The organism is Pseudofrankia coriaricola, from assembly GCF_032027725.1.
In the GTDB taxonomy this organism is placed as follows: Bacteria; Actinomycetota; Actinomycetes; order Frankiales; family Frankiaceae; genus Pseudofrankia.
Map to the genome: position 1 here is coordinate 1 of NZ_JASNFO010000102.1, position 20,912 is coordinate 20,912.

Genomic DNA, 20,912 nt, shown 5'->3' on the forward strand with positions numbered 1-20,912 from the left:
AGCGCGGGGCTGGCCTGATGCGTCGGCAGGCTCGTGACCGCGTGGATGGTCTCGGTCGTTGTCTGGCCGCCGGTCAGGGGCCCGCGGCGGCGGGTGATCTGGATGGCCTGGGCGGCGTGCGGGAAGTCGATCCCTGCGCGGACCTCGGTGGCCTTCACGGTCCGCCGCTCGGCGCGACCGTGGCCGCGGTTGGTCGTCCGGCAGGCGGTGCGGGCCTTTGTCCAGGGCAGGGCGGTGGGCTGGGCCGCAAGCGTCGGGCGGTTCGCCTTGACGATCGGCAGGTAGTGGGCGCCGTGCGCGACCAGCCAGTTGGCCGTGTCGTCCTGGGTGTGCAGCGCGTCGGCGGTGATGACGGTGTCGGTCAGGTCGACGGTGGCGAGCAGGTCCTTGATCGTGGGGATCTCGTTGGTCTTCGCGTCGACGGCGCACTGGCCGAGCACGACGGCCTAGCGTTGGTCGAGCGCGGCGAGCAGGTGCCGGCCGGCCGTGTCACCGGCCCGGCTGCCGCGCAGGGTCTTCCCGTCGCCCGCGACCCGGCGCCGCTGGCCCTTGCCGGGCTCGGTCCTGCCGGCGACCCAGGCTCCCAGCGCCGCGTCCAGGGCGTCGGCGTCGAGCAGGGCGAAGACCCGGCGGAACGTCGAGACGTCCGGGACCCGGACGATCCCGAGCCGGCCGGCGACCGCCTCGCCGGCGTCGGCGGCCCATTCGGCGATCGCCGTGAACGAGCGGGCCCCGACGAGCACCGCGCACGTCGCCAGCGTGAGCACGACCGGCAGCCGGTGGCGCCGGCCACGGCGTTTCCGCGGGTCGACGACCTGCTCGGACACCGCGAGCAGATCCACCGGCGGCACCCGGCGGCCACCGACCGGCGCCACGGCGGCCAACTGATCCAGGACAGGGACAGCCGACGATAATGGTGCGGCGGGCATGGCACCTCGAGGACGATCAGGCTGGCGTAGGAACCTCCATGATCATCCGAGGGCCATGCCCGTCCTCTTTCGGCCCCGCCCACCAGCACCAACCCGCGCCCTGGAACCACCGGAAACCCTGGAACGGAAATGAACGTAACTATGGGCGCGTCGGAATGACCCCGGTGGCCCTTGCCCGCTCGGACGTGGGTGTGGCCGCTGGGGTGTGCGTGGTGGTCCGGAGCGCGACGGGTCAGATCGCGGCTGCCGGCTGGGCGAGGGTGACCTCGAAACCGAGGCGCTCGAGGCGGCGGACGGCGGCGGCAGCCTGTTTGTGGGTGTCTTGGCGGTTGCGGTGGTAGTCGGCGCCGAGCTCCCGGTAGCGGGTGTCGGGATCGTCGAGGAGGTGCCAGATCGTGGTCAGGACCGACCGGGAGACCGCGACGACCGCTTTCTGGGGGCCGCGGCTCGCGCGGATGCGCCGGTAGCGGTCGCCGAAGAACGTCTGGGTCCTCGCCAGCGAGAACACAACCTGGCCGAGGGCGCCGGCCAGGTAGCGGTTGCCTTTCGTGGTGCGCGCGGGGCTGGACCGGCCGGCGGACTGGTTGGCCTTCGGGGCCAGCCCCGCCCAGGACACCAGGTGCGCCGCGGTCGGGAACGCCGCCACGTCGGTCCCGACCTCCGCGAGGATCGTGTGCGCGGTCGCGAGGCTGATCCCGGGGATCTCGGCGAGCCGCTCCGCCGGGCCGAGCCGGGCCCCGCCGCCGGCCGGCGGCGGACTCTCGGGTGTCGGGCCGCCGGCGGCGGTGTCGGGAGATGGCGCGCCGCAGCCGGGGCCGGACCGGTCCTGGGCCGGGGCGTGGTCCGTCATGGCCGCGACGGCCTCGGCGATCGAGGCATCGAGCCGGGCGATGTCGCTGTCAAGCCGCTCGATCCGGTCGAGGATCATCGCGAGCACGAGGGCGTGGGCGTCCTCGAAACTGCCCCGGAACGCCCGGACCAGCTCGGTCCTCTTCCGCCGCAGCCGGCCGCGAGCCAGGTCCGCGAGCACCTCCGGGTCGCGTTCCCCGGCAACGAGCGCCGTGAGCATCGCCCGCCCGGACACCCCGAACAGGTCACTGGCCACGACCGACACCTTCAGCTGGGCGTCCTCGAGGAGCTTCTCCGCGCGCTGCATCTCCCGGGTCCGCTCACGGACCGCCGCGATCCGATAGCGGGTGAACAACCGCAGCTGCCGCTGCGGCCTGGCCGGGACGAAGCTCGGCGAGCACATCCCCCGCTCAGCGACCTTGCACAACCACACAGAGTCGATCTTGTCGGTTTTGGGTCTCCCCGGGAGGTGCTTGACCTGGCGGGCGTTGACCAGCCAGCACCGCAGCCCCGCCGCCTCGAGCACGTAGTACGGGGAACGCCAGTAGTCAGATGTTATCTGTAGTTTTCAAGATCGAATCTAGGGTTTTTGCAGGTCATGGCTGTCACGGACGCGTACGCCATGGGAGGGACAAAAGCAGCACCGAGGAGCGACGAGCGCCAGACCCGCTGTCGGCTCGGCTGTCCCCATGACGGACGGTCGCCGGATAACCCGTACGCCACGGCCGAGGAGGCGGACAAATCGGCCCGTCGACCGCCGTCGCGGACGGCCCCGCGGCGACGCCTGATTACCCCGGTCGCCTCCATCACGACGAGCTCCACACCCTGACAGACCAGATAGTCCGCGAGGTTCACCAGATCGGCGGTCATCGTCGTCCAGTCGGTCACCTCCTGACGCCGCCGGCTGCCCCCACCCTCGGCCGGTACCCGCAGGCAGGCGACCAGCCCCGCCTTGCCGATGTCCAACGCGGCGACCCGCTCCACGAACGGGCCGGCCTCCTCGATCGCCACGACCACCCTCTCCGCACCACCGACAGGGACACAGCGAGCCGCCCGGGGAGCCACGGCAGAAAACCCACTCTGGAACGCGCGCTCGAAGCGCAGTGCACAGCCCGACAAGCAGGCCCCCAGCGCCAGACTCAGAGACGGCCTCAACGAGGCGGCAAGAAATGACCGGCGTCGACGGACGACTCGGACAACATCATCCCCGGCAGTGCCACCCACGCCACACCCGCCCGGACAGACCACCCGAACGAGCCACCCCAAAGGGACTGTCAAGTTAGCGGCTCTGGCGCACATTCGGTGGTAACGGTGCGTTAGCGCCGGTCGTGGAGGTCAAAGCGGTCGAAATCGGCCACCTCACAGACGTTCGCGAGGTCCGGCAGGCGCCGCCGCGCTGCGCTGGAAAGCCTCAACCAGGACAAAGTAGACGCAAGCGGCGTCTCACCACGCGATCACTGAACGTCACCACCGAATATGCGCCAGAGCCGTTGTTCTTACAGGCCCACCCCAAAATTTCCGCGCTTGCGCGGCCGGCCGAAGGGCCCGGAGGACTCAGCACGACCTACCGGTCGCTACCAAGCAAACTTGCCGCAGCCCTGGCTGTCGAGGACTGCCGCCGGGCGGCTGAGGCAGGTGCGAAGGCGATCGGGTGCTGAGGGCGACCCGGCGCCGGGGTTGTGGGACCCGTTCTACGACCGGCTCTGGGACGCTTGTGTCGATTTCGGGCTCGCCGTCCCACATCCATGCGGGCTGGGGTCACCCGCAGGGGATGCTCCACCTGGTCACTGCGGCAGCGCGCGCCGCGAAAGGCGAGGACACCGCGTTGCAGAACGTTCTGGACACCTTCGTAGAGCGCCGTCCGCTGTGGCAGATGATCTGGGGTGGAGTGTTCGATCGCCACCCGGACCTCCGGGTGGGATTCATGGAGATCCACTGCGACTGGGTACCGGACACGCTGCACTATCTGGACACGTTTGCCAGGACTCACCCGACCAAGCTGCTCCCAAGCGAGTACTGGCAACGCAACTGCGCGGCGGGTGCCACGATCATGCGGTATGGGGACCTGGCGGTGCGGCACGAAGTGGGCGTCGACAGTTCATGTTCGGCACCGACTATCTGCACCCCGAGAGCACGTGGCCGAACACGCGGGAGTACATCCGGGAGACGATGCGAGACGTGCCGGAGGACGAGGTCCGCCTGATCCTCGGCGAGAACATGATCAAATTCTACGGCCTAGACCGACCGGCTCTGGAGGCTGCGGCCCTGAGATGTGGTCCGTTGCCGAGCGACCTGCTGGGCAGCCACCAGCAGGTCGATCCCGCAATGGTTGATCACTTCCATGCCCGTAGTGGGATTCGGAAGGCGATGTCGCTTCCGATGGATCGTTTCACGAAGCTCGTCCAAGACGACGTCGGTCGAGTGCTGGCCGATGCGGCGAGCTGAGACCAGGTCAAGCTCAGCGCCGATTCCCACGGTTCTGAGCTCGCCAGGCGGGCAGCCGGCCAGTATTCGGATCTGGCCGGCTGCCCCTGGTGCTTCTCGTCGTGCGTGACGGAGGAGACGCACGCCAGGTGAAGCCTTACATCGTTCACGAGCCCGAGAGGGCACCGCTTTCGATGAGACGCATGGCGATGTTCTGAGCCTCGTAGTTGCTGGACGGATGGAGATAACCTGCATCTTCCGAACAGATGTCTGCCCAGTGGTCGCGCACGTCCTCGACGGAGAGGTCGCGCCTTGCGTAGCCATGGGTCTCACCGACGAGCACCCGAGCGACGCGACCCGACGTCGCGTGGAAGAACTGCCCCGAGACATTGCAATCCGGGTGTGCGAGCCAGGCGAAGACAGGCGATACGAGCTCCGCGGGCGCCTCGCGGCGCAGCTTCTCCCGCAGCACCTCGTCTTTCATGCCATCACTCAGCCGGGTCGCAGCCCCTGGGGCGACGACATTGACGTTGATACCGTTCTCGGCGCCGTCGATGGCGAAGCCTCGGGCCAGGCCCAGAAGGCCCATCTTGGCTGTCGAGTAAGATACCCGGGTTGTCCCGCCGTACAGGCCGGCCGACGAGCTCGTCACCACGACCCGACCGCAGTTCTGGGCCACGAACGTCGGCCAGGCCGCGCGGATCGCGTGGAAGGCCCCGTGCACATGTACACGCAACATCTCGTCGAGCTGTCCGATGTCGCTGTCCAGCACGGGGGCGTGCTTGGAGTACCCGGCGTTGCAGATGATGGCGTCGACTCGGCCGAAGTGCTCGAGCGCCGTGGCGACCATCGACTCGCCGCACTCCTGTGTCGTCACGTCGCCGTAGTGCGGAACGGCGAGGCCGCCCGCCTGTTCGATCTCGGTGACGACCGACTGTGCTGGCCCCGTCGACGAACCGCCCCCGCGCAGCGCGGCGCCCAGGTCGTTGACGACGACCTGGGCGCCGCGGGAAGCCAGCAGCAGGGCGTGGCTCCGCCCCAGGCCCCGGCCGGCGCCGGTGACGATGACGGCCCGGCCGTCGAAGCGAATCTCGTCGTTCATGCCGTCGCCTGTGCGCTGTGCTGGGTGGCCAGCCAATCCTCGTATCCGGTCAGGTGCGGGAACTGCATCCTCGACTGCGATCCGCCGTCGAGGCGGAGTGAGGTCGCCGTGATGAAGCCCGACTCCCTGGAGGCGAGGAAGACGCAGGCATACCCGAGGTCGTCCGGGGAGCCCCAGCGGCCGACCATGTAGTTTTGCTCGACAGCAGTCCGCGCCGCCTCGTCCTCTTCTACGTACCGGTGGCGGGGCAGGTCCGGGTTCGGCGGGTGGAGGTGCCCCATGACGATCTCGTTGCAGCGAACCTGCGGACCGTACTCCCGGGCGAGACTCAACGTCAGGCCGTGCAGGGCTGCCTTGCTCGCGTGGTAGCCGACGTTCGCGTTGGCGGACGCCCGGATCGCAGCATTCGAGCTGACATTCACGATCGAGCCGTAGCCAGCGTCGAGCATGTGCGCAATCGCATGCTTGGCCATCAGGAACGGGCCATCGGTATTCACGTGGAACGCCCGCTGGAACTCCGCGAGCTCCGTGTCACACGCCTTGGCGCCCGTGCCGAACGTCGTGCCGCCCGCGTTGTTCACCACGATGTGCAGCGATCCGAAGCGCTCCACGGCCGCCGCTACGCAGCGTGCGACATCGGCCTCCTCGGCGACGTCGCACTGCACGAACATGACGTCGTCGCTGATCTTCTGGAACTGCTCGACGGCCTCGTCGCCCCACGACTGCGTGCGTCCGGCCATGCAGACCTTCGCGCCCTGATCGAGGAACAACCGTGTAATTCCCAGGCCGAGACCGCGAGCCCCACCCGTGATGACCGCGGCCATTCCCTCAAGCCGTCCACTTGCCGGCATCTCCACTCCATTCCTTGATCTTCGAACGCTCAGACATCGGCGCGGCGACGTGCACTTCGCTGGGCAGAAGGCCGACGACTCACGGGACCAGGGCCGACGTCAGCCTGCAGTCGGCCGCCGCGGGCCGCTCACAGTTCCACGGTGATCAGCGAGGCGTTGTGCTCGGCCTTGCGCGCGCGCGGATCCCAATCAGGAGCGACGCACAACAGCAGCGTCCTGCCGCTCGGACCGCCTAGGGCGCACGCGAAGACCATCTGTCCTGCGGGGGCGTCGACCTGCTCGATGACGTCCCCGCCTTCAGCGAGGTGGACGCACCGTGCGTTGCTCAGATCTGCCGACCAGACGGTTCCGTCCGGGGCACCCGCACACCCGTCCGGCGCGAAGACCAGCTGCGGGAACATCTCCGCGACCGTCGTCGACGCCGGGGTCGGTCCGATCTGAGCCCAGGTCCGTCGTTCGGTCAGGGTGCCGTTGTCCTGGACGGTGAACGCGGTGTAACCCGGCAGCATCGTCTCGCCCACCACGAGAGTCCGCTCGCCGTCAAGGAAGAACGATCCGTTCGGGCATCTGAGGCATTCGGCGGCAGTTGACACAGTTCCGTCGGGATCCACGCGGATGAGCGAACCGGTGCTGAACGGAGCTGTCGACGACTCGTCGTCGAAGCCGATGCAACCGACGTAGGCCTGCCCGCGACTGTTGACGATCATGTCATTGATCCGGTAGTTGGTGAATTCGGCCAGATCGGCGTGCACGACGAGCTGGCCGTCGCCACGTCGGCGTAGCACTCTCCGATCGCTCATCGACACCACGAGCAGATCGCCGCCCGGGAGCCAGCCCAGTCCCGACGGTCCGCCAGGCACCGATGCGTAGACCTCGGTGCCATCCTCCGGGGAGATCGCCAGGACCTCGGTGCCCTGCTGGTCCGACACCCACCAGCGTCCGCCATGCCATCGCGGTGCTTCGTAGAAGACCCCGCCGCGGCGCAGCTCCACCGCCGATCGGGTCACCGAGTCACTGTTCATCGTCCAGACCCTTCGCCTGCTTCGGGCTCAGCAGCTCGGGCACCGCGCCGGCAAACCCGATGGCCTTGGTCTCGAAGAACTCGGCGAAGCCCTCGGGACCGCCGACCCGGCCGACCCCGGAGTCCTTGTAGCCGCCGAAAGGCAGGGCGTCGCTGTTGCTGAAGCAGTTCACGCTGATAGCACCGCTTCTGATCCGTCGACCGACGGCGGCGCCGCGTGCGGGGTCCTTGGTGAAGACGCCGCCGGCCAGGCCGTACGTCGACGCGTTCGCGATGTTCACCGCATCGTCCTCGTCCTCGTAGGGCAGGAGCAGCGCGACGGGACCGAAGATCTCCTCGCGGGCGATGCGCATGGCATTGTTCGCCTCGACGAACAGGGTCGGTTCGACGAACCAGCCCTTGTCGTAACCGGCGGGTCGCACCCCGCCGACCTTGATCTGCGCGCCTTCGGCCACTCCGGACGCGATGAGTCCCTCCACCCGGTCGCGCTGCTTGCTGGTGACCAACGGCCCAACCTCGGTCTCGGGGTCGAGCGGATCGCCTACCCGCGCGGATGACATGACGTCCGCGAACGCGTCCACGGCTTCGTCGTACCGATTCCGCGGCACCAGGATGCGGGACCAAGCCGAGCATGCCTGCCCGTTGAGGAGCAAGACGCCCCAGTTCAGCACGGTAGGGGCGACCTCGCCGAAGTCGGCGTCGTCCAGCACGATCGCCGCGGACTTCCCGCCGAGCTCGAGCAGCGCGCGCTTGATCTGGCCGCCGCAGATGCTCCCCACGCGACGCCCGACCTCGGTGCTGCCGGTGAAGGAGACCATGTCGACGCCGGGATGTCCGACCAGGTACTCGGACGGACCCGAGGTCGCGGCGATGATGGTCAGCACTCCCTTCGGGAGACCCGCCTGGATGAACGCCTCGCCGACAGCCTCGTCCTGAAGAGGGGTCTCGGGCGACTGCTTGACGATCACGCAGTTGCCCGCGAGCAGAGCGGGCAGCGCCTTGCTCAGGCCTTGGCCAATCGGCCAGTTCCATGGGATCACGACCCCAACCACACCCACGGGCTCGTGGACGACGACGGCCTGGTTGCCGGGGGAGGACTCGCCGAGGCGTGGGCTCGGCATCCGCAGGCTGGTGAAGTACTCGAACGCGCCTTGACTGTTGCCGGGCTGGAAGCGGGACGGCGTTCCGTTCTGGCGCACGATCAGCTCCGTGAGCTCCGCGGCCCGCGGCTCGAGGATCTTGCCCGCACGGCGAAGGATCTCCCGGCGCTCCTCCGGGTCCATCGAGGGCCATGGACCGTGGTCGAACGCCTCGCGCGCAGCGGCGACGGCGCGGTCGACGTCGGCCTCGGAAGCGGCGGGGGAGGAGCCCACGACCTCTTCGGTCATGGGCGAGGCGATGGTTAACCGATCCGTACCGAGCGGGTCGACAAGTTCGGTGCCGATGAAGAGTTTGGACCTGTCTGTCGTCATGTCAGTCCTCGGAGCTCGGTGTTGGCGCTTCTCAGTGGTGTGATCGTCTCGATGGTGTGGTCCTCGTCGTCGGCCGGTCGAACGGACGCCGGCCCGGACGGCGCGATCAGCGGACAGCCTGCGTCTCGCCCTTTGCTGGACCCGCTCGCAATGGTCATGACGCGGGGGGCGAGCCGGCGCGAACGGGGCCGTCCGGGTGCCGGCCACGGTCGACATGGGTGACGTGCCCCGCCGAGCTGCCCCTCCATGACGAGCGCGTCCACAGTGGCCTCCCGGTGCGGCAGCGAACTGCCCTGGGCCCGCGATACTACTCGCGTTCTCAACTATTTGGCAGTATGGTGCTTCCGGTGGGCAGCCACGCGCAAGAGTGAAGACGGATGACGATGACGCACCGCGAGCGGGTCGGCCCGCCTCGGGGGAAATAGCGACCGGGCGGCCGGGCGGAGTTCCTGTGCCCGCGCTGCCCACGCACGGCGCGAGCCTGGCGCTCACCGGGTGTCCTGGCAGAGCCTGGTACCACCACTCCAGTCGAGTTGGTCGGTGCCCCGTGCCCGACGCAAGAAAGGTTGGCCGCTGTGAGTGACGGTTTACTCTCGGGGATTCGTATCCTTGATCTGTCGATGCATCTCTCCGGACCGTACGGCTCGCTGCTGATGGCCGACATGGGAGCCGAGGTCATCAAGATCGAGCCGCCGACCGGCGACCCGACGAGAGCGAGCGGTCCGCTGAAGGGCGAAGTCCCGCTGATGTTCGCCGCGATCAACCGCAACAAGAAGAGCGTGTCGATCGACCTGCGCGACCCGCGCGGGCGCGAGCTCTTCCTGCGCGTGGTCGCCGAGGCCGACATCGTGTTCCACAATTTCCGGCCCGGCGTCATGGACCGGCTGGGGCTCTCGACCGACATCCTGAAGGAAGCCAACCCTAAGATCATCGTTGGCCAGCTGTCCGGGTACGGCACGACCAGCCCGCGCCGCAACGCGCCGGCGTTCGACGTGGCGATCCAGGCGCGCAGCGGCGTTATGGGCATCACCGGTCATCCGGGCACCCCCCCGGCCCGAGCGGGAGTCCCGATCGCGGACCTTGCGGGCGGGATGTTTCTAGTCATCTCGGTGCTTGCCGCGCTCGTGAAGCGCGGCCGGGTCGACGAGCCCGTGGAACTCGATATCTCGATGTTCGACTGCCAGCTGTCGCTGCTGATGTACTGGGCTGCGCTGGCGCTCAATCTGAATGAGGATATTCCGCCCCAAGGTAGTGGTAACTCCAAGGTGGTGCCCTACGGTGCCTACGAGACGACCGACAGCTACATCATCATCGCCGTGTTCAGCAACGATTTCTGGCCCAAGCTGTGTCGCGCGATCGGGCGTCCGGATCTCGAGAGCGACCCGCGCTACCGGACGAACAACGGCCGGGTCGAGCTGCGCGACGAGCTCGAGCGGGAGATCGCGGCAGAGTTCAAGAAGGCCGACACCGCGACCTGGCTCAAGGTCCTTGATGAGCACGACGTTCCGAGCGGCCCGGTCAACGGCATCCGCAATGCGTTCGCCGAGCCGGACGTCGAGGCGCGTGACATGCTCCTCGACATCACGGCGGACGGCCTGAACTTCGCGTTCGCCGGCAACCCGATCAAGAGCTCCCACGAGTTCGACGGGCGTGAGCTGGCTCCTCGGCTCGGTCAGCACACCCGAGAGGTCCTCGCCGACCTGCTGAAGCTGGACGAGGCCGCCCTAGCGGACCTCCACTCCGCAGGCGTCCTCCGGACCGACACGCACTACCGCATCCCGATCGACTCCTAGGACCTGCCATGCACGGAGACGCCACGCACGGAGACGTTGACGTAGTCGTCAAGGACCGGGCCGTCCACATCAAGCTCAGCAACGAGACGGTCCGCAACGCCATGACGCCGCCGATGATCAGGAAGATCCGCCGGACCCTGGCCGATCTGGACGGCTCGGAGATCGTCGTGGTCCAGGGCTCGGGCGGTCACTTCTGCTCGGGCTACAGCATCGGCGATCTCGACGCGAGTACCGACGCCCACTTGCTCTCGGGTCTCTTTGACGATCTTGAGCGGCACCCGGGTGCCGTGATCGGTGCGATCGAGGGCGGCTGCGCTGGCGCCGGCCTGGAGCTGGCGCTGTCGTGCGACATCCGCATCGCGTCGACAAGCGCGAAGTTCATCGTCCCGCCAGCCGCGCTCGGCGTGGTCTACCCGATCGCGAGCGTCCACCGGCTCGTCGATGCTGTCGGTTCGGGCTGGGCTCGGCGCATGCTGTTGACGGCGGAGCGCGTCACCGCGGACACAGCGACGCGGATCGGCCTGGTCAGTGAGGCCGTGGCCGCCGCCGCGGTCGACGACCGGGTCGCCGAGCTGGTCGAGCGGCTCAGTGGTTTGTCGCCGTTCTCGATCGCGCGTGGAAAGGAGTTCGCTCTCGCGATCCGCGACGGCGTCGTCTCAGGTCGTCAGATCAAGGCGGTGCGCGGACTCGACCTGACTGCGGAGAGCGCGTTGACGGGCCCGGATTTCCTGGAGGCGCAGGCGGCCCGGCGGGAGAAGCGTCGACCGGTCTTCGGTGCTGCTCGCCCGCTGGACGCCGGGCCATCTGGGACAGGCTGAGCTGCGAACGCGGTGGATCGGCCGAACCGTCGGGAACTCGGGCCTGTCTGGTCGGCACGGCCGAGCTGGATGGATGGAAAGGCGTTCGTGCTGATAACTTTGTCCGGGCCAGGTAGCCCACGAAGGACCGGCACAGGAGTCCCGCTCGTGAGCGAGACGCGATGACGACGGCGGACGCGCGCAAGCGCGCAGTGACCGAGCTCGCGCGCTTGTGGGGCTCGTCGGTCGTGGCCGCCGAGTACGCCGGGCACGTGGGCTTGGTCTTCGAGCCGCGCCCGCGGTCGCTCAGGGACGTTCTTGTCGGGGCCGACCGCTGGGCCCAGCGGACGTATCTCGTGCAGGGCGAGCGCCGTATCTCCTTCGGCGAATTCGTGGCCGCCCTCCCGCGAGCCGGGGAGATCATCACGGGACGCGGCGTACAACCGGGTGACCACGTGCTCCTCCTCGGCTACAACAGCCCGGACTGGGTCCTCGCGCTGTGGGCCTGCTGGCAGGCTGGCGCGACCCCGGTGCTGGGCAACCGGTGGTGGAGCGAGGCGGAGCTCGCCAACAGCCTCGAGCTGACCCGCCCGGCCCTGGTGATCACCGACCTCCCTGATCCGGCGCCCTGCGGGATGAGCGGCGCCCTGGCGATCGCTGACTTCGCCGCGGCGTACGAGGCAGGGTCCGTGGGCGACGCGGACGCCGTTATGGACGGTTTCGCCACTCGAGAAGAGGACGACCCGGCCCTCGTCATCTTCACCTCCGGGAGCTCGGGTGCGCCGAAAGGCGTCGTGCTGTCCCAGCGCGCGGTGATCGCCAACCAGCACAACCTGCTGATGCGCTCACGACGGCTGCCCGCCGGCCTCGATCCCAACGGCCAACAGTCGGTCACGCTGGTCTGCACGCCCCTGTTCCACGTCGGCGGCGTGACCAACGTGCTGACGAACCTGATCGTCGGCGGAAAGATGGTCCTCAACGAGGGCAAGTTCGATCCCGCGCAGATCCTGCGTCTGATCGAGACCGAGAAGGTGCAGAGCTTCGGCGGAGTGCCGACCATGGCCATCAGGGTGCTCGAACACCCGTCGTTCGAGGAACACGACCTCTCCAGCCTGCGTTCGTGGCCGCTTGGTGGCGCCCCGGTGTCGCCCGCCCTCCTGGAACGCCTGGCCCGCCAGCTCCCGCAGCTCAAGAGGCGTGGACTGGGCAACACCTGGGGGATGAGCGAGTCGGGCGGCTTCGTCACCGGTGCCGGCAACAAGGACCTGGAGCAGCGACCGGGTACGGTCGGACGACCGTATCCGGTGGCCGAACTGCGCATCCTCGACCCCGACGGGACCGGGTCCGGCGAGGTGCTGGTCCGCAGCCCTACCGTGATGCTCGGCTACCTGGGGCTCGACGACGAGACTGTCGACAGCGAGGGCTGGTTGCACACCGGCGATCTCGGGCACCTCGACGAGGACAACTACCTCTACCTCGACGGTCGTAGCAAGGACGTCGTCATCCGTGGTGGTGAGAACGTTGCCACCGGGCACGTGGAGATGGCGATCGCGCGGCACCCAGAGGTCCTCGAAGTCGCCGTTTTCGGCATCCCGCACGCGGACCTGGGTGAGGAGGTGGCCGCTGTCGTCGTCGCGAAGGAACGCGTCACCGTGACGCCCGAGGACCTGACGACATTCCTCCGGGGAGCCGTCGCCTACTTCGCCTTCCCGACCCGGTGGTCCATCCGTACGGACCGGTTGCCGACGCTGGCCGGCGAGAAGATCGACAAGAAGACCGTCAAGGCCGAGTTCCTCGCCACCGAGGCGGCGACGGGTCCGGAGCCCGAGCGGGGCACCGACGAGAAGGGACAGCGGGTGTGAGCGTTCAGAAATGGACCGCCGAGGACATCGACACCTGGCTGGTCGAGAAGCGCAACTGGGGCCGGTGGGGCGAGGACGACCAGGCCGGCGCGGTCAACCTGATCACTCCCGAGAAGCGCCTCGCCGCCCTGGGCCTGGTCCGCGCGGGCCGGACGGTCTCAATGGCGCGCCCGATCAGCACCTCGCCCCAGCCAGGACAGCGGCAGGTCGTCCAGCAGTTCGGGTGGCGGGACACCGGCAACGCCTTCGACCACCTTCAGCTCCCGATCCACTGCCTCGGGAGCACGCACATCGACGCGCTGAACCACAACTGGGACCGGGACGGAGTGTGGAACGGACGCCGCGTGGACGAGGTCTTCAGGGCGAACAAAGCCAGCTGGGCCGACGTCGACGTCTGGCACGACGGCATCATTACCCGGGGCGTCCTGCTCGACGTTCCGAAGCATCGCGGTACGCCGAGCGTGACACCGGACGTCCCGGTCACCGGGGCGGAACTGGAGGCCATCTTGGCCAAAACCGAGCTGACCCCGGAGCCGGGCGATGCGTTGGTCATCAACTGCGGTCTCGAGGCGTGGCTCGAGGAGAAGGGCCAGTGGGGCGTCTGGAACGCCGACATGACCGACTTCGCGCGCCCGGGCCTCGACGTGTCCTGTCTGGAGTTCATCCGCGAGTACGACTTCGCGGTGGTGATCGCCGACATGCACGACGCGTCCTATCCCAGCTACTCCGAGATCGCCCATACCGTCCACTCGATGATCTGGGCCTACGGAGTCGCGTTGGTCGACAACGCGCAGGTCGACAGGCTGGCGGAGGTGTGTGTCGAGGTGGGTAGCTACGAGTTCCTCACCTTGATCGCCCCGCTGCGGATCCCGGGCGGTACTGGGTCTCCGGTCAACCCGCTCGCCGTCTTCTGACCGGGTCTTGCTCGCCGCGGCCAGCGGGGAACAGGTGCGCCGGCCGTCCGTCGACCGGCGACAGCCGGGTACAGCGGATCTGAGAGGTTCGAAATGTCCGACCACGCAGGAAGTCTTGGGTACCCGCTCGCGTCAATTCGTGTTCTCGACCTGTCCCGGGCCGTCTCGGGACCGTACGTGGGACGGATTCTCGGTGACCTCGGTGCCAGCGTCGTCAAGGTGGAGCTGCCCGGCGGCGACGTCTCGCAGGCCTTCGGCGTGAGTGACGCCCCGCATTCGGGGCTCTACGTGCAGATGAACGCCGGCAAGCGCAACATCTCGCTGGACCTGCGCACCGACGGGGGAGTCTCGCTCTTTCGCCGTCTGGTCGGTGAGTGCGACGTGCTGGTGAACAATTATCGCCCGGGGGTCATGGATCGGCTCGGAGTCGGGTGGCAGCGCCTAGCTGAGCTGAACCCAGGGCTGATCATGCTGTCCATCAGCGGCTTCGGTCAGACCGGACCGGAGGCGAAGCGGCCGGCCTACGCCCCCGTGCTCCACGCCGAATCGGGCCTGCTCGCTCGGATGGCCGAAATGGACCGACGAGAGGCCACGGACCTCCCGCTGGCGCTGGCCGACTCGCTCGCGGGCCTGCACGGCGCGATCGCCGTCCTGGCGGCATTGCGGCTGCGCGACGACACCAGGGTGGGTCAGCACATCGATCTCAGCATGTTCGAGGCGATGCTCGCCAGCGACGACTACGTTCACTACAGCCTGGAGGCCAACGGCCCGCCCGTCGAGGGGCGTGGGGTCACCTACCCGCACCCGCAGGGCGACGTCCTCATCGCCGGAGAGCCTCGGCACATCTGGATGTCGTTACGTGACTCCGCCGGCCTGACCGATCCCAGCGAGTTCCTGCCCGACGAGGACAAGTTCGCCGCGCGCGCCCGGGTGGTGCGTGAGTGGGTTCTGGCGTTCCAGGACCGGCGTGACCTGTTCGAGCAGCTCGAGAACGCGACGCTCGCCTGGGCGGTCGTCAAGAGCACCGACGAGGCAGTGGCTTCCTCCTCGGCGGTCGAGCGAGGAATCGCCGTCCCGGTGGACGACCGTCGCGGCGGGACGCGTCCGGTCGTCCGCATGCCCTACCGGTTCTCCGACGCCGCGAGCGGACCGAGGGCGGGCGCGGCCTTCGTCGGGGAGCACACCGAGGAGGTGCTGGTCGAGTGGTTGGGGCTGGACCAGGCAGAACTTGAGTCCCTTCGTGCGAGCGGGGTGCTCCGTGACTCAGAGCCACCGAGCCGGTGACGGGCGGGCCGTGGTTCGCAAATGGTCTAAGACGCGATAGTCTACAAATCTGTTTTTCACTGTCGTGACAAGTAGGTTTCCCGACGACGGACGACAGCAACCGTAGACGGCCCTGCACTTCGCCCGTCACGGCGAGTTCCGGCACGACCCGACAGTCCGACGCCGAAACCGGCCGTGCCGCGTGACCAGAACAGGCCCCGGCGGGCGGGAGCAGGTCCGGTTTCCATCATGGAGGTGCCCGTGAGCCGACAACGGCGGTCCTGGTCCCACGTCATCGTCGGCGGCGGGTCCGCAGGTTGCGTCCTGGCGGCCCGCCTGAGCGAGGACCCGTCGGCGTCCGTCCTGCTGCTCGAGGCGGGTGGCGAGGACTACAGCCCGTTCATCCACCTCCCGGTGGGACTCCTCAAACTGTCGAAGAAATACAACTGGCGGTACGAAGGAGAGCCCGACCAGAGCCGGGGCGGTGCCGTGGACCAGTGGGGTGGTGGTCGGGTCTTGGGCGGCTCAAGCTCGATCAACGGAGAGATGTGGACGCGCGGGAGCCCGGGGGACTACGACCGCTGGGCCCGGCTGGGCGCGACGGGCTGGGACTACCGGTCGGTGCTCCCGTACTTCCGCAAGTCGGAGACGTACACGGGCCCCGGCAACGAGTACCGAGGCTGCTACGGACCGCAGCGGGTATCGCCGACCGCGGTCGTGCACCCGCTGACCCATGCGTTCGTCGCCGCGGGGGAACAGCTGGGGCTTCCGTACAACCCGGACTACAACGGCAGACGCGCCAACGGGGTGTCCTACGTCCAACTGTCGCAGCGCCGCGGCCTGCGTTACAGCACGGCGCGCGGCTACCTGGCCCCTGTGCGTCGCAGACGCAACCTGCGGGTGCGGACCCACGCCTACGCAACCGGCGTCATCGTGGAGCGCGGTGTGGCGAAGGCGGTCGAGTACCGCCACCGCGGTCAGATCCACCGTGAGCACGCCGACAAGTCCGTGATCCTCTCGCTCGGCGCGATCGCCACACCGAAGCTGCTGATGCTGTCGGGGATCGGGCCGGGGGCCGACCTGTCGAGCCTCGGCATCAAGATCGCCGCCGACATCCCAGGGGTGGGACAGAACCTCCAGGAGCACCTGTACACCTCCCTCATGTACGAGTCGACGATCCCCACGTTGAACTCCCAGATGGGGCCGGCGGCAGTGGCGAAGGCTGCGTGGCAGTTAGTCCGCAAGGGCAGGGGGCCCGCGACCGCCTGTATCGGAAATGCCTTCGTGTTCGGCCGGTTCGACGGGTCCGACGAGCCGTACGTCGACTACGAGATCGCCTTCAACCCGGCTGCGCTCGAATCGGGCGGGGGCGACGGCGCCGAGGACCACCAGCACGACGTCAACAAGATGCGGCCGATGAGGCAGCCGGCGATGATGGCGCTGCCATCGGTGTCGCACCCGGTGGCCAGGGGCAGTGTCACGCTGCGGTCCGCCAATCCCGACGACGGCCCGCGGGTGCGCCACGAGCTGCTGGGGCGCGACGACGATGTAGCCGCGTTGCGGCAGGCCGCGCGGATCGTGCGCGACCTCATCCGGCAGCCGGCGATGGCGCCGTACGCCGGCCGTGAGATCGTCCCCGGCGACTCGGTCCAGACCGACGACGAGTGGGCGGAGTTCTTCCGCGTCGGCGCGTTCCGCGGTGAGCACCCCTCGGGAACCTGCGCCATGGGCACGGATGCGGCCAGCGTGGTGGACCCGGAGCTGCGGGTGCACGGCGTCGAGAACCTCAGGGTCGTCGATGCCTCCGTCATGCCGACGCTCATCGCAGGACACACGAACGCGCCGACGATCATGATCGCCGAGCGAGCCGCAGACCTGATCCGCAACCAGCGATAGTCCGCACGGCGACCTCCAACTGGACGACCTCCAACGAAAGGAAGGCTAGACGATGAGTGCTGAACCCGCAGACGTGGTGCAGGAGCTGTTCGCGAAGATGCCCCTCAAGGGCGGCTTCATTGATGCGATCGACGAGCTCTTCGCCGATGACGCCGTCTTTGCGCCCGGCCCCGGCTTCCCGAACCAGAGCGGTAAGCAGGCCATCCTCGCGCTCGTGAGGTCCCACCTGGACGCGCTGAAGTACACAAACGAGATCGAGGTGGTCAACGTCGCCTCCAACGGTACGAAGGTGCTGACCGAGCGCATCGACTGGTTTCTCGACGAAGCGGGCGAGCGCATCCACAAGATGGAGCTGATGGGTGTTTTCGAGGTCGTCGACGGCAAGATCCGCTACTGGCGCGACTACTTCGACCCACGCCAGGTCGAAGACTTCGGTGCCGATCTCTCCGCGTGAGTGATCCCGCTTCCGGACGACGAGCTTTAGTAGATAGAACGATTGTATATTGATAGAGTTTCCTCGTCCGTGCGGCAACCCCGACAGCGGGGTCTTCAGGCGCCGCCGCGTGAGTGATCGGATGGGTGTCCCATGGCTGGTCTGGACGGCTTGACGGCGATCGTGACGGGAGCAGGTCGCGGAATCGGCCGCGAGCACGCTCTGCTCCTTGCACGTCAGGGTGCCTCGGTGGTGGTCAACGACCTCGGAGGTGCGCAGAACGGAACCGGCAACGCCGCTGGTCCCGCGGAGAGCGTGGTCGCGGAGATCCGGGCCGAGGGCCTGCGTGCGGTGGCGAACACCGACGACATCTCCGACCCGGCGGGTGCCCAGCGGCTCGTGGACACGGCGCTGGACGAGTTCGATCGGCTGGACATCCTGATCAACAACGCCGGCGTGCTGCGTGACCGGGTGCTCGTGAACCTGGATGACGACGACTGGGACCTGGTCGTCAGGGTGAACCTTCGGGGCACCTTCCTGCTGACCCGTGCCGCTGGCACCTACTGGCGTGCGCGGTCGAAGGCGGGCGAGAAGGTCAACGCCGCCGTGGTCAACACGACCAGCGAATCCGGCCTCTTCGGCAATCCGGGGCAGGCCAACTACGCGGCCGCCAAGGCCGGCGTCGCCTCCTTGACGCAGGTCGCGTCCAAGGAACTGGCCCGGTACGGCGTACGCGTGAACGCCGTGGCGCCCCAGGCTCGCACCCGGTTGACGGAGAGCTTCGGCGCGGCCCTGGCCGCGAAGGAGGGTGCGTTCGACCGGTGGCACCCCGGGAACATCTCTCCCTTCGTCGCGTACCTCGTCAGCCCCGACTGCGAGATGTCCGGTGAAGTGTTCGTCGTCGGCGGGAGCAAGGTGCAGCGGGTCGCACCGTGGCAGGCCGACAAGTCGTGGACGCTGTCGACCGACGGCCGCTGGACCCACGAGAAGCTCGTTGACGTCGTCGCCGAGATCGGGCTGCCGCTGACGGAGAAATGGAGCGCCAACCCGGAGGGCCTCGCGAGCTGATCAGCCAACTGCGAGGTGGAAGGCCGGAAGGCCATGACGTGCAGGAGTGGGCGTGGGAATCGAACTCAAGAGCCTGGGCGTGACCGTCGGCCCCAAGGTCGTCTCGTGGACCGACCGTGACACCTTGCTGTATGCACTTGGTGTCGGCGCGGGGGCAGATGACCTCGCGCTCACCACCGAGAACTCCCATGACCTGCCGCAGAAGGTCCTGCCCACCTTCGGCGTGATCGTCGCGGCAGGCTTCGAGGCGCTGCCGCTCGTGGGCAGGCCGAACTGGGGTCGGCTGCTGCACGGCGCGCAGGAGATCCGCGTGTGTCGCCCGCTCGTGCCGGCGGGTTCGCTGGCCGTGACCTCGCGGATCGGTGAGATTCGGGACAAAGGCCCGGGCAAGAACGCCGTCGTCGTGCTGTTGGGGACCGGAGCCGATCCCGAGAGCGGGGAGACCCTCGTGACGACCCGGACGACTCTGGTCTTCCGTGGCGAGGGCGGCTTCGGCGGCTCGCCGGGCGAGAAGCCGGAGCCCCAGCCGGTCCCGGACCGGGAGCCTGACGCCCAGGTCGTCTTCGCGACCGACGAGCGTCTCCCGCTCATCTACCGGCTCTCGGGTGACCGCAACCCGCTGCACAGCGACCCGTGGTTCGCCCGGGAGAGGGCCGGTTTCCCGCAGCCGATCATTCACGGGCTCTGCGTCTACGGGATCGCGGGCCGCGCCCTCGTCTCCGTCCTTGGTGACGGTGATCCTGACCGCCTGAGCTCGCTGTCGGTGCGCTTCACCTCGCCTACGTTCCCGGGCGAGACCCTGACGACGTCGGTCTGGCGGACCGACGAGGGCTCTGCCGTCTTCAGGACCGAGGCCGCAGGACCGGACGGCTCGGCTCCCCGGGCAGTGCTGGACGAAGGCCGTGCCACGTGTCACCCGGCACAAGGCCCGACCTCGTGACCACGTCGCGGGAACCCGCCGGGACCCACCGGACAGATTGAACGGGTGAGCACACGTGGACCTGCGTTATTCCGAGGAAGCGGAGCTTTTCCGTCTCGAGGTACGAGAGTGGATCTCGAGCGTGTTCCCGTCCGACTGGCGGGGCTCCGGCGACGTCGAGGCGAGCGAGCGAGCTTCCTGGCTGGCCTGGTGGCGCGATTCGTTGCGGGAGGTGCGCCTTCTCGCACCCGGATGGCCCGAGGAGTTCGGCGGCCGCGGGCGGGACCTGATCAGTGAGTCGATCCTGGCGGAGGAACTGGCTCGGGCGGGTGTTCCTCGCTACCCGCATTCGACCGACTCCTCCGGCCTGGTGCTGCTCGGACCGACCCTGCTGCACTGGGGCACCGACGAGCAGAAGAAACAGTTCCTCCAGGCGACGATCGACGGCGAGGTGCGGTGGTGCCAGGGTTACTCCGAGCCCGAGGCGGGCTCTGACCTCTTCAACGTCAAGACCCAGGCCCGTCTCGTCGGCGACGAGTGGGTCGTCAACGGCCAGAAGGTCTGGCAGTCCGGCGGCCTCGACGCCAACTGGATCTTCCTGGTGGCCCGCACCGACCCGGAGGCGGAGCGGTCCAAGGGGCTGTCGTTCCTGCTCCTCCCGATGGACCAGCCAGGCGTCGACGTCCGCGGAATCCGGTCGATGGCCGACGACACCGAGCTGGCCGAGGTCTTCTTCACCGACGCACGCACGGCCGCCTCGAACGTGGTCGGCGGTGTCGGCAACGGGTCGAAGGTGGCCATCACGCTCCTGGGCTACGAACGCGGGGCGGGCGGTGTCGCGGCGGCGCTCGAGGCGCGTGCGGAGCTGGATCGTCTGGTCGAGTTCGCCCGCCGCACGGGCCGCGCGAGCGACACGGCCGTCCGGCGACGGATCGCGGCCTGCCGCGCGACCGTGCACACCCTGCACTGTCTGGCGCTACGTGCCTTGGCCAGCGGCAGTTCGGGCGAGCCACCCGGCCCGGAGTCGTCGATCACCAAGCTGGTGACCTCCGAGTACCGCCACCAGGTGACCGAGCTGGCGCTCGACGTCGCGGGCCGCGGCATCCTGGCGCCGTCGGGTGCCCCCGGCCTCGCGGTGCTCGGTCCTCACCCCGCGGGTATCGACCCGACGTCCACGGCCGTGTGGACCTACGACTTCCTTCATGCCCGCCCGACGACCATCTACGGCGGTTCGTCGGAGATCCAGCGGAACACGATCGGCGAGCAGGTTCTCGGTCTTCCACGTGAGCCGCGCGTGAAAGTCCCTCGGACCAGCTGAA

At 68.4% G+C, this 20,912-nt stretch carries 19 protein-coding genes; 11 read left to right on the forward strand and 8 right to left on the reverse strand.

Translation table 11 applies throughout. The annotated features are described in order from the left end of the window. The 4 genes from QOZ89_RS39340 to QOZ89_RS39355 form a co-directional block, all read right to left on the reverse strand. Window positions 1–440, reverse strand: a 440-nt coding sequence (locus tag QOZ89_RS39340) for an ISAs1 family transposase (RefSeq protein ID WP_241841897.1), incomplete at its 3' end; no start/stop codon positions are given. A 6-nt stretch (window positions 441–446) separates the two neighbouring features. Next, window positions 447–842, reverse strand: a complete 396-nt coding sequence (locus QOZ89_RS39345; RefSeq protein WP_241841736.1) for a transposase family protein — start codon at window positions 840–842, stop codon at window positions 447–449. A gap of 319 nt (window positions 843–1,161) precedes the next feature. Further along, complete coding sequence (locus QOZ89_RS39350) at window positions 1,162–2,304, reverse strand: IS110 family RNA-guided transposase (protein WP_071050160.1); 1,143 nt, start codon at window positions 2,302–2,304, stop codon at window positions 1,162–1,164. Window positions 2,305–2,333: 29 nt separating this feature from the next. Continuing rightward, window positions 2,334–2,789 (reverse strand): hypothetical protein, encoded by a 456-nt coding sequence (locus tag QOZ89_RS39355; protein ID WP_312629175.1) that lies wholly within the window; start codon window positions 2,787–2,789, stop codon window positions 2,334–2,336. A 1,089-nt stretch (window positions 2,790–3,878) separates the two neighbouring features. Here QOZ89_RS39355 and QOZ89_RS39360 point away from each other — a divergent pair. Beyond that, the gene (locus tag QOZ89_RS39360) at window positions 3,879–4,223 is read left to right on the forward strand and encodes a hypothetical protein (RefSeq protein WP_071047899.1); all 345 of its coding nucleotides are present in this window, start codon (window positions 3,879–3,881) and stop codon (window positions 4,221–4,223) included. A gap of 145 nt (window positions 4,224–4,368) precedes the next feature. Here the strand turns inward: QOZ89_RS39360 and QOZ89_RS39365 are convergent, their stop codons facing one another. The 4 genes from QOZ89_RS39365 to QOZ89_RS39380 form a co-directional block, all read right to left on the reverse strand. Continuing rightward, entirely contained in the window at window positions 4,369–5,304 is a 936-nt protein-coding gene (locus QOZ89_RS39365; protein WP_071047898.1) for an SDR family NAD(P)-dependent oxidoreductase, read from the reverse strand. Continuing rightward, the gene (locus QOZ89_RS39370) at window positions 5,301–6,155 is read right to left on the reverse strand and encodes an SDR family NAD(P)-dependent oxidoreductase (RefSeq protein ID WP_241841607.1); all 855 of its coding nucleotides are present in this window, start codon (window positions 6,153–6,155) and stop codon (window positions 5,301–5,303) included. The genes QOZ89_RS39365 and QOZ89_RS39370 overlap by 4 nt, the downstream gene beginning before the upstream one ends. A 128-nt stretch (window positions 6,156–6,283) precedes the next feature. Continuing rightward, window positions 6,284–7,177 carry an SMP-30/gluconolactonase/LRE family protein gene (locus QOZ89_RS39375; protein ID WP_071047896.1) on the reverse strand — a complete coding sequence of 298 codons (894 nt, stop codon included), beginning with the start codon at window positions 7,175–7,177 and terminating at the stop codon, window positions 6,284–6,286. Continuing rightward, window positions 7,167–8,648 (reverse strand): aldehyde dehydrogenase family protein, encoded by a 1,482-nt coding sequence (locus QOZ89_RS39380; protein ID WP_071047895.1) that lies wholly within the window; start codon window positions 8,646–8,648, stop codon window positions 7,167–7,169. The genes QOZ89_RS39375 and QOZ89_RS39380 overlap by 11 nt, the downstream gene beginning before the upstream one ends. A gap of 575 nt (window positions 8,649–9,223) precedes the next feature. On the opposite strand from QOZ89_RS39380, the gene QOZ89_RS39385 reads away from it, so the two are divergent. From QOZ89_RS39385 to QOZ89_RS39430, 10 genes are all read left to right on the forward strand, one after another. Then, the gene (locus QOZ89_RS39385; protein ID WP_241841606.1) at window positions 9,224–10,441 is read left to right on the forward strand and encodes a CaiB/BaiF CoA transferase family protein; all 1,218 of its coding nucleotides are present in this window, start codon (window positions 9,224–9,226) and stop codon (window positions 10,439–10,441) included. Between the two features lie 8 nt (window positions 10,442–10,449). Next, the gene (locus tag QOZ89_RS39390; protein WP_071047893.1) at window positions 10,450–11,259 is read left to right on the forward strand and encodes an enoyl-CoA hydratase/isomerase family protein; all 810 of its coding nucleotides are present in this window, start codon (window positions 10,450–10,452) and stop codon (window positions 11,257–11,259) included. A 161-nt stretch (window positions 11,260–11,420) separates the two neighbouring features. After that, window positions 11,421–13,100: a class I adenylate-forming enzyme family protein gene (locus tag QOZ89_RS39395; protein ID WP_071047892.1), complete on the forward strand. Its 1,680-nt coding sequence runs from the start codon at window positions 11,421–11,423 to the stop codon at window positions 13,098–13,100. Next, entirely contained in the window at window positions 13,097–14,014 is a 918-nt protein-coding gene (locus QOZ89_RS39400) for a cyclase family protein (protein WP_071047891.1), read from the forward strand. Before QOZ89_RS39395 ends, QOZ89_RS39400 begins: the two co-directional genes overlap by 4 nt. 93 nt (window positions 14,015–14,107) lie before the next feature. After that, window positions 14,108–15,298 carry a CaiB/BaiF CoA transferase family protein gene (locus QOZ89_RS39405; protein WP_083418369.1) on the forward strand — a complete coding sequence of 397 codons (1,191 nt, stop codon included), beginning with the start codon at window positions 14,108–14,110 and terminating at the stop codon, window positions 15,296–15,298. Window positions 15,299–15,538: 240 nt separating this feature from the next. After that, window positions 15,539–17,173 carry a GMC family oxidoreductase gene (locus QOZ89_RS39410; protein WP_198543164.1) on the forward strand — a complete coding sequence of 545 codons (1,635 nt, stop codon included), beginning with the start codon at window positions 15,539–15,541 and terminating at the stop codon, window positions 17,171–17,173. A gap of 52 nt (window positions 17,174–17,225) precedes the next feature. Further along, window positions 17,226–17,627, forward strand: a complete 402-nt coding sequence (locus tag QOZ89_RS39415; protein ID WP_083418368.1) for a limonene-1,2-epoxide hydrolase family protein — start codon at window positions 17,226–17,228, stop codon at window positions 17,625–17,627. Between the two features lie 132 nt (window positions 17,628–17,759). Beyond that, on the forward strand, window positions 17,760–18,674 hold the full coding sequence (locus QOZ89_RS39420; protein WP_071047887.1) for an SDR family NAD(P)-dependent oxidoreductase: 915 nt from the start codon (window positions 17,760–17,762) through the stop codon (window positions 18,672–18,674). Window positions 18,675–18,726: 52 nt separating this feature from the next. Then, a complete protein-coding gene (locus QOZ89_RS39425) occupies window positions 18,727–19,614 on the forward strand; it encodes a MaoC family dehydratase (protein ID WP_071047886.1) in 888 nt (295 codons plus the stop codon). 55 nt (window positions 19,615–19,669) lie between these two features. Beyond that, a complete protein-coding gene (locus tag QOZ89_RS39430; RefSeq protein WP_071047885.1) occupies window positions 19,670–20,911 on the forward strand; it encodes an acyl-CoA dehydrogenase family protein in 1,242 nt (413 codons plus the stop codon). Window position 20,912: the final 1 nt, after the last annotated feature.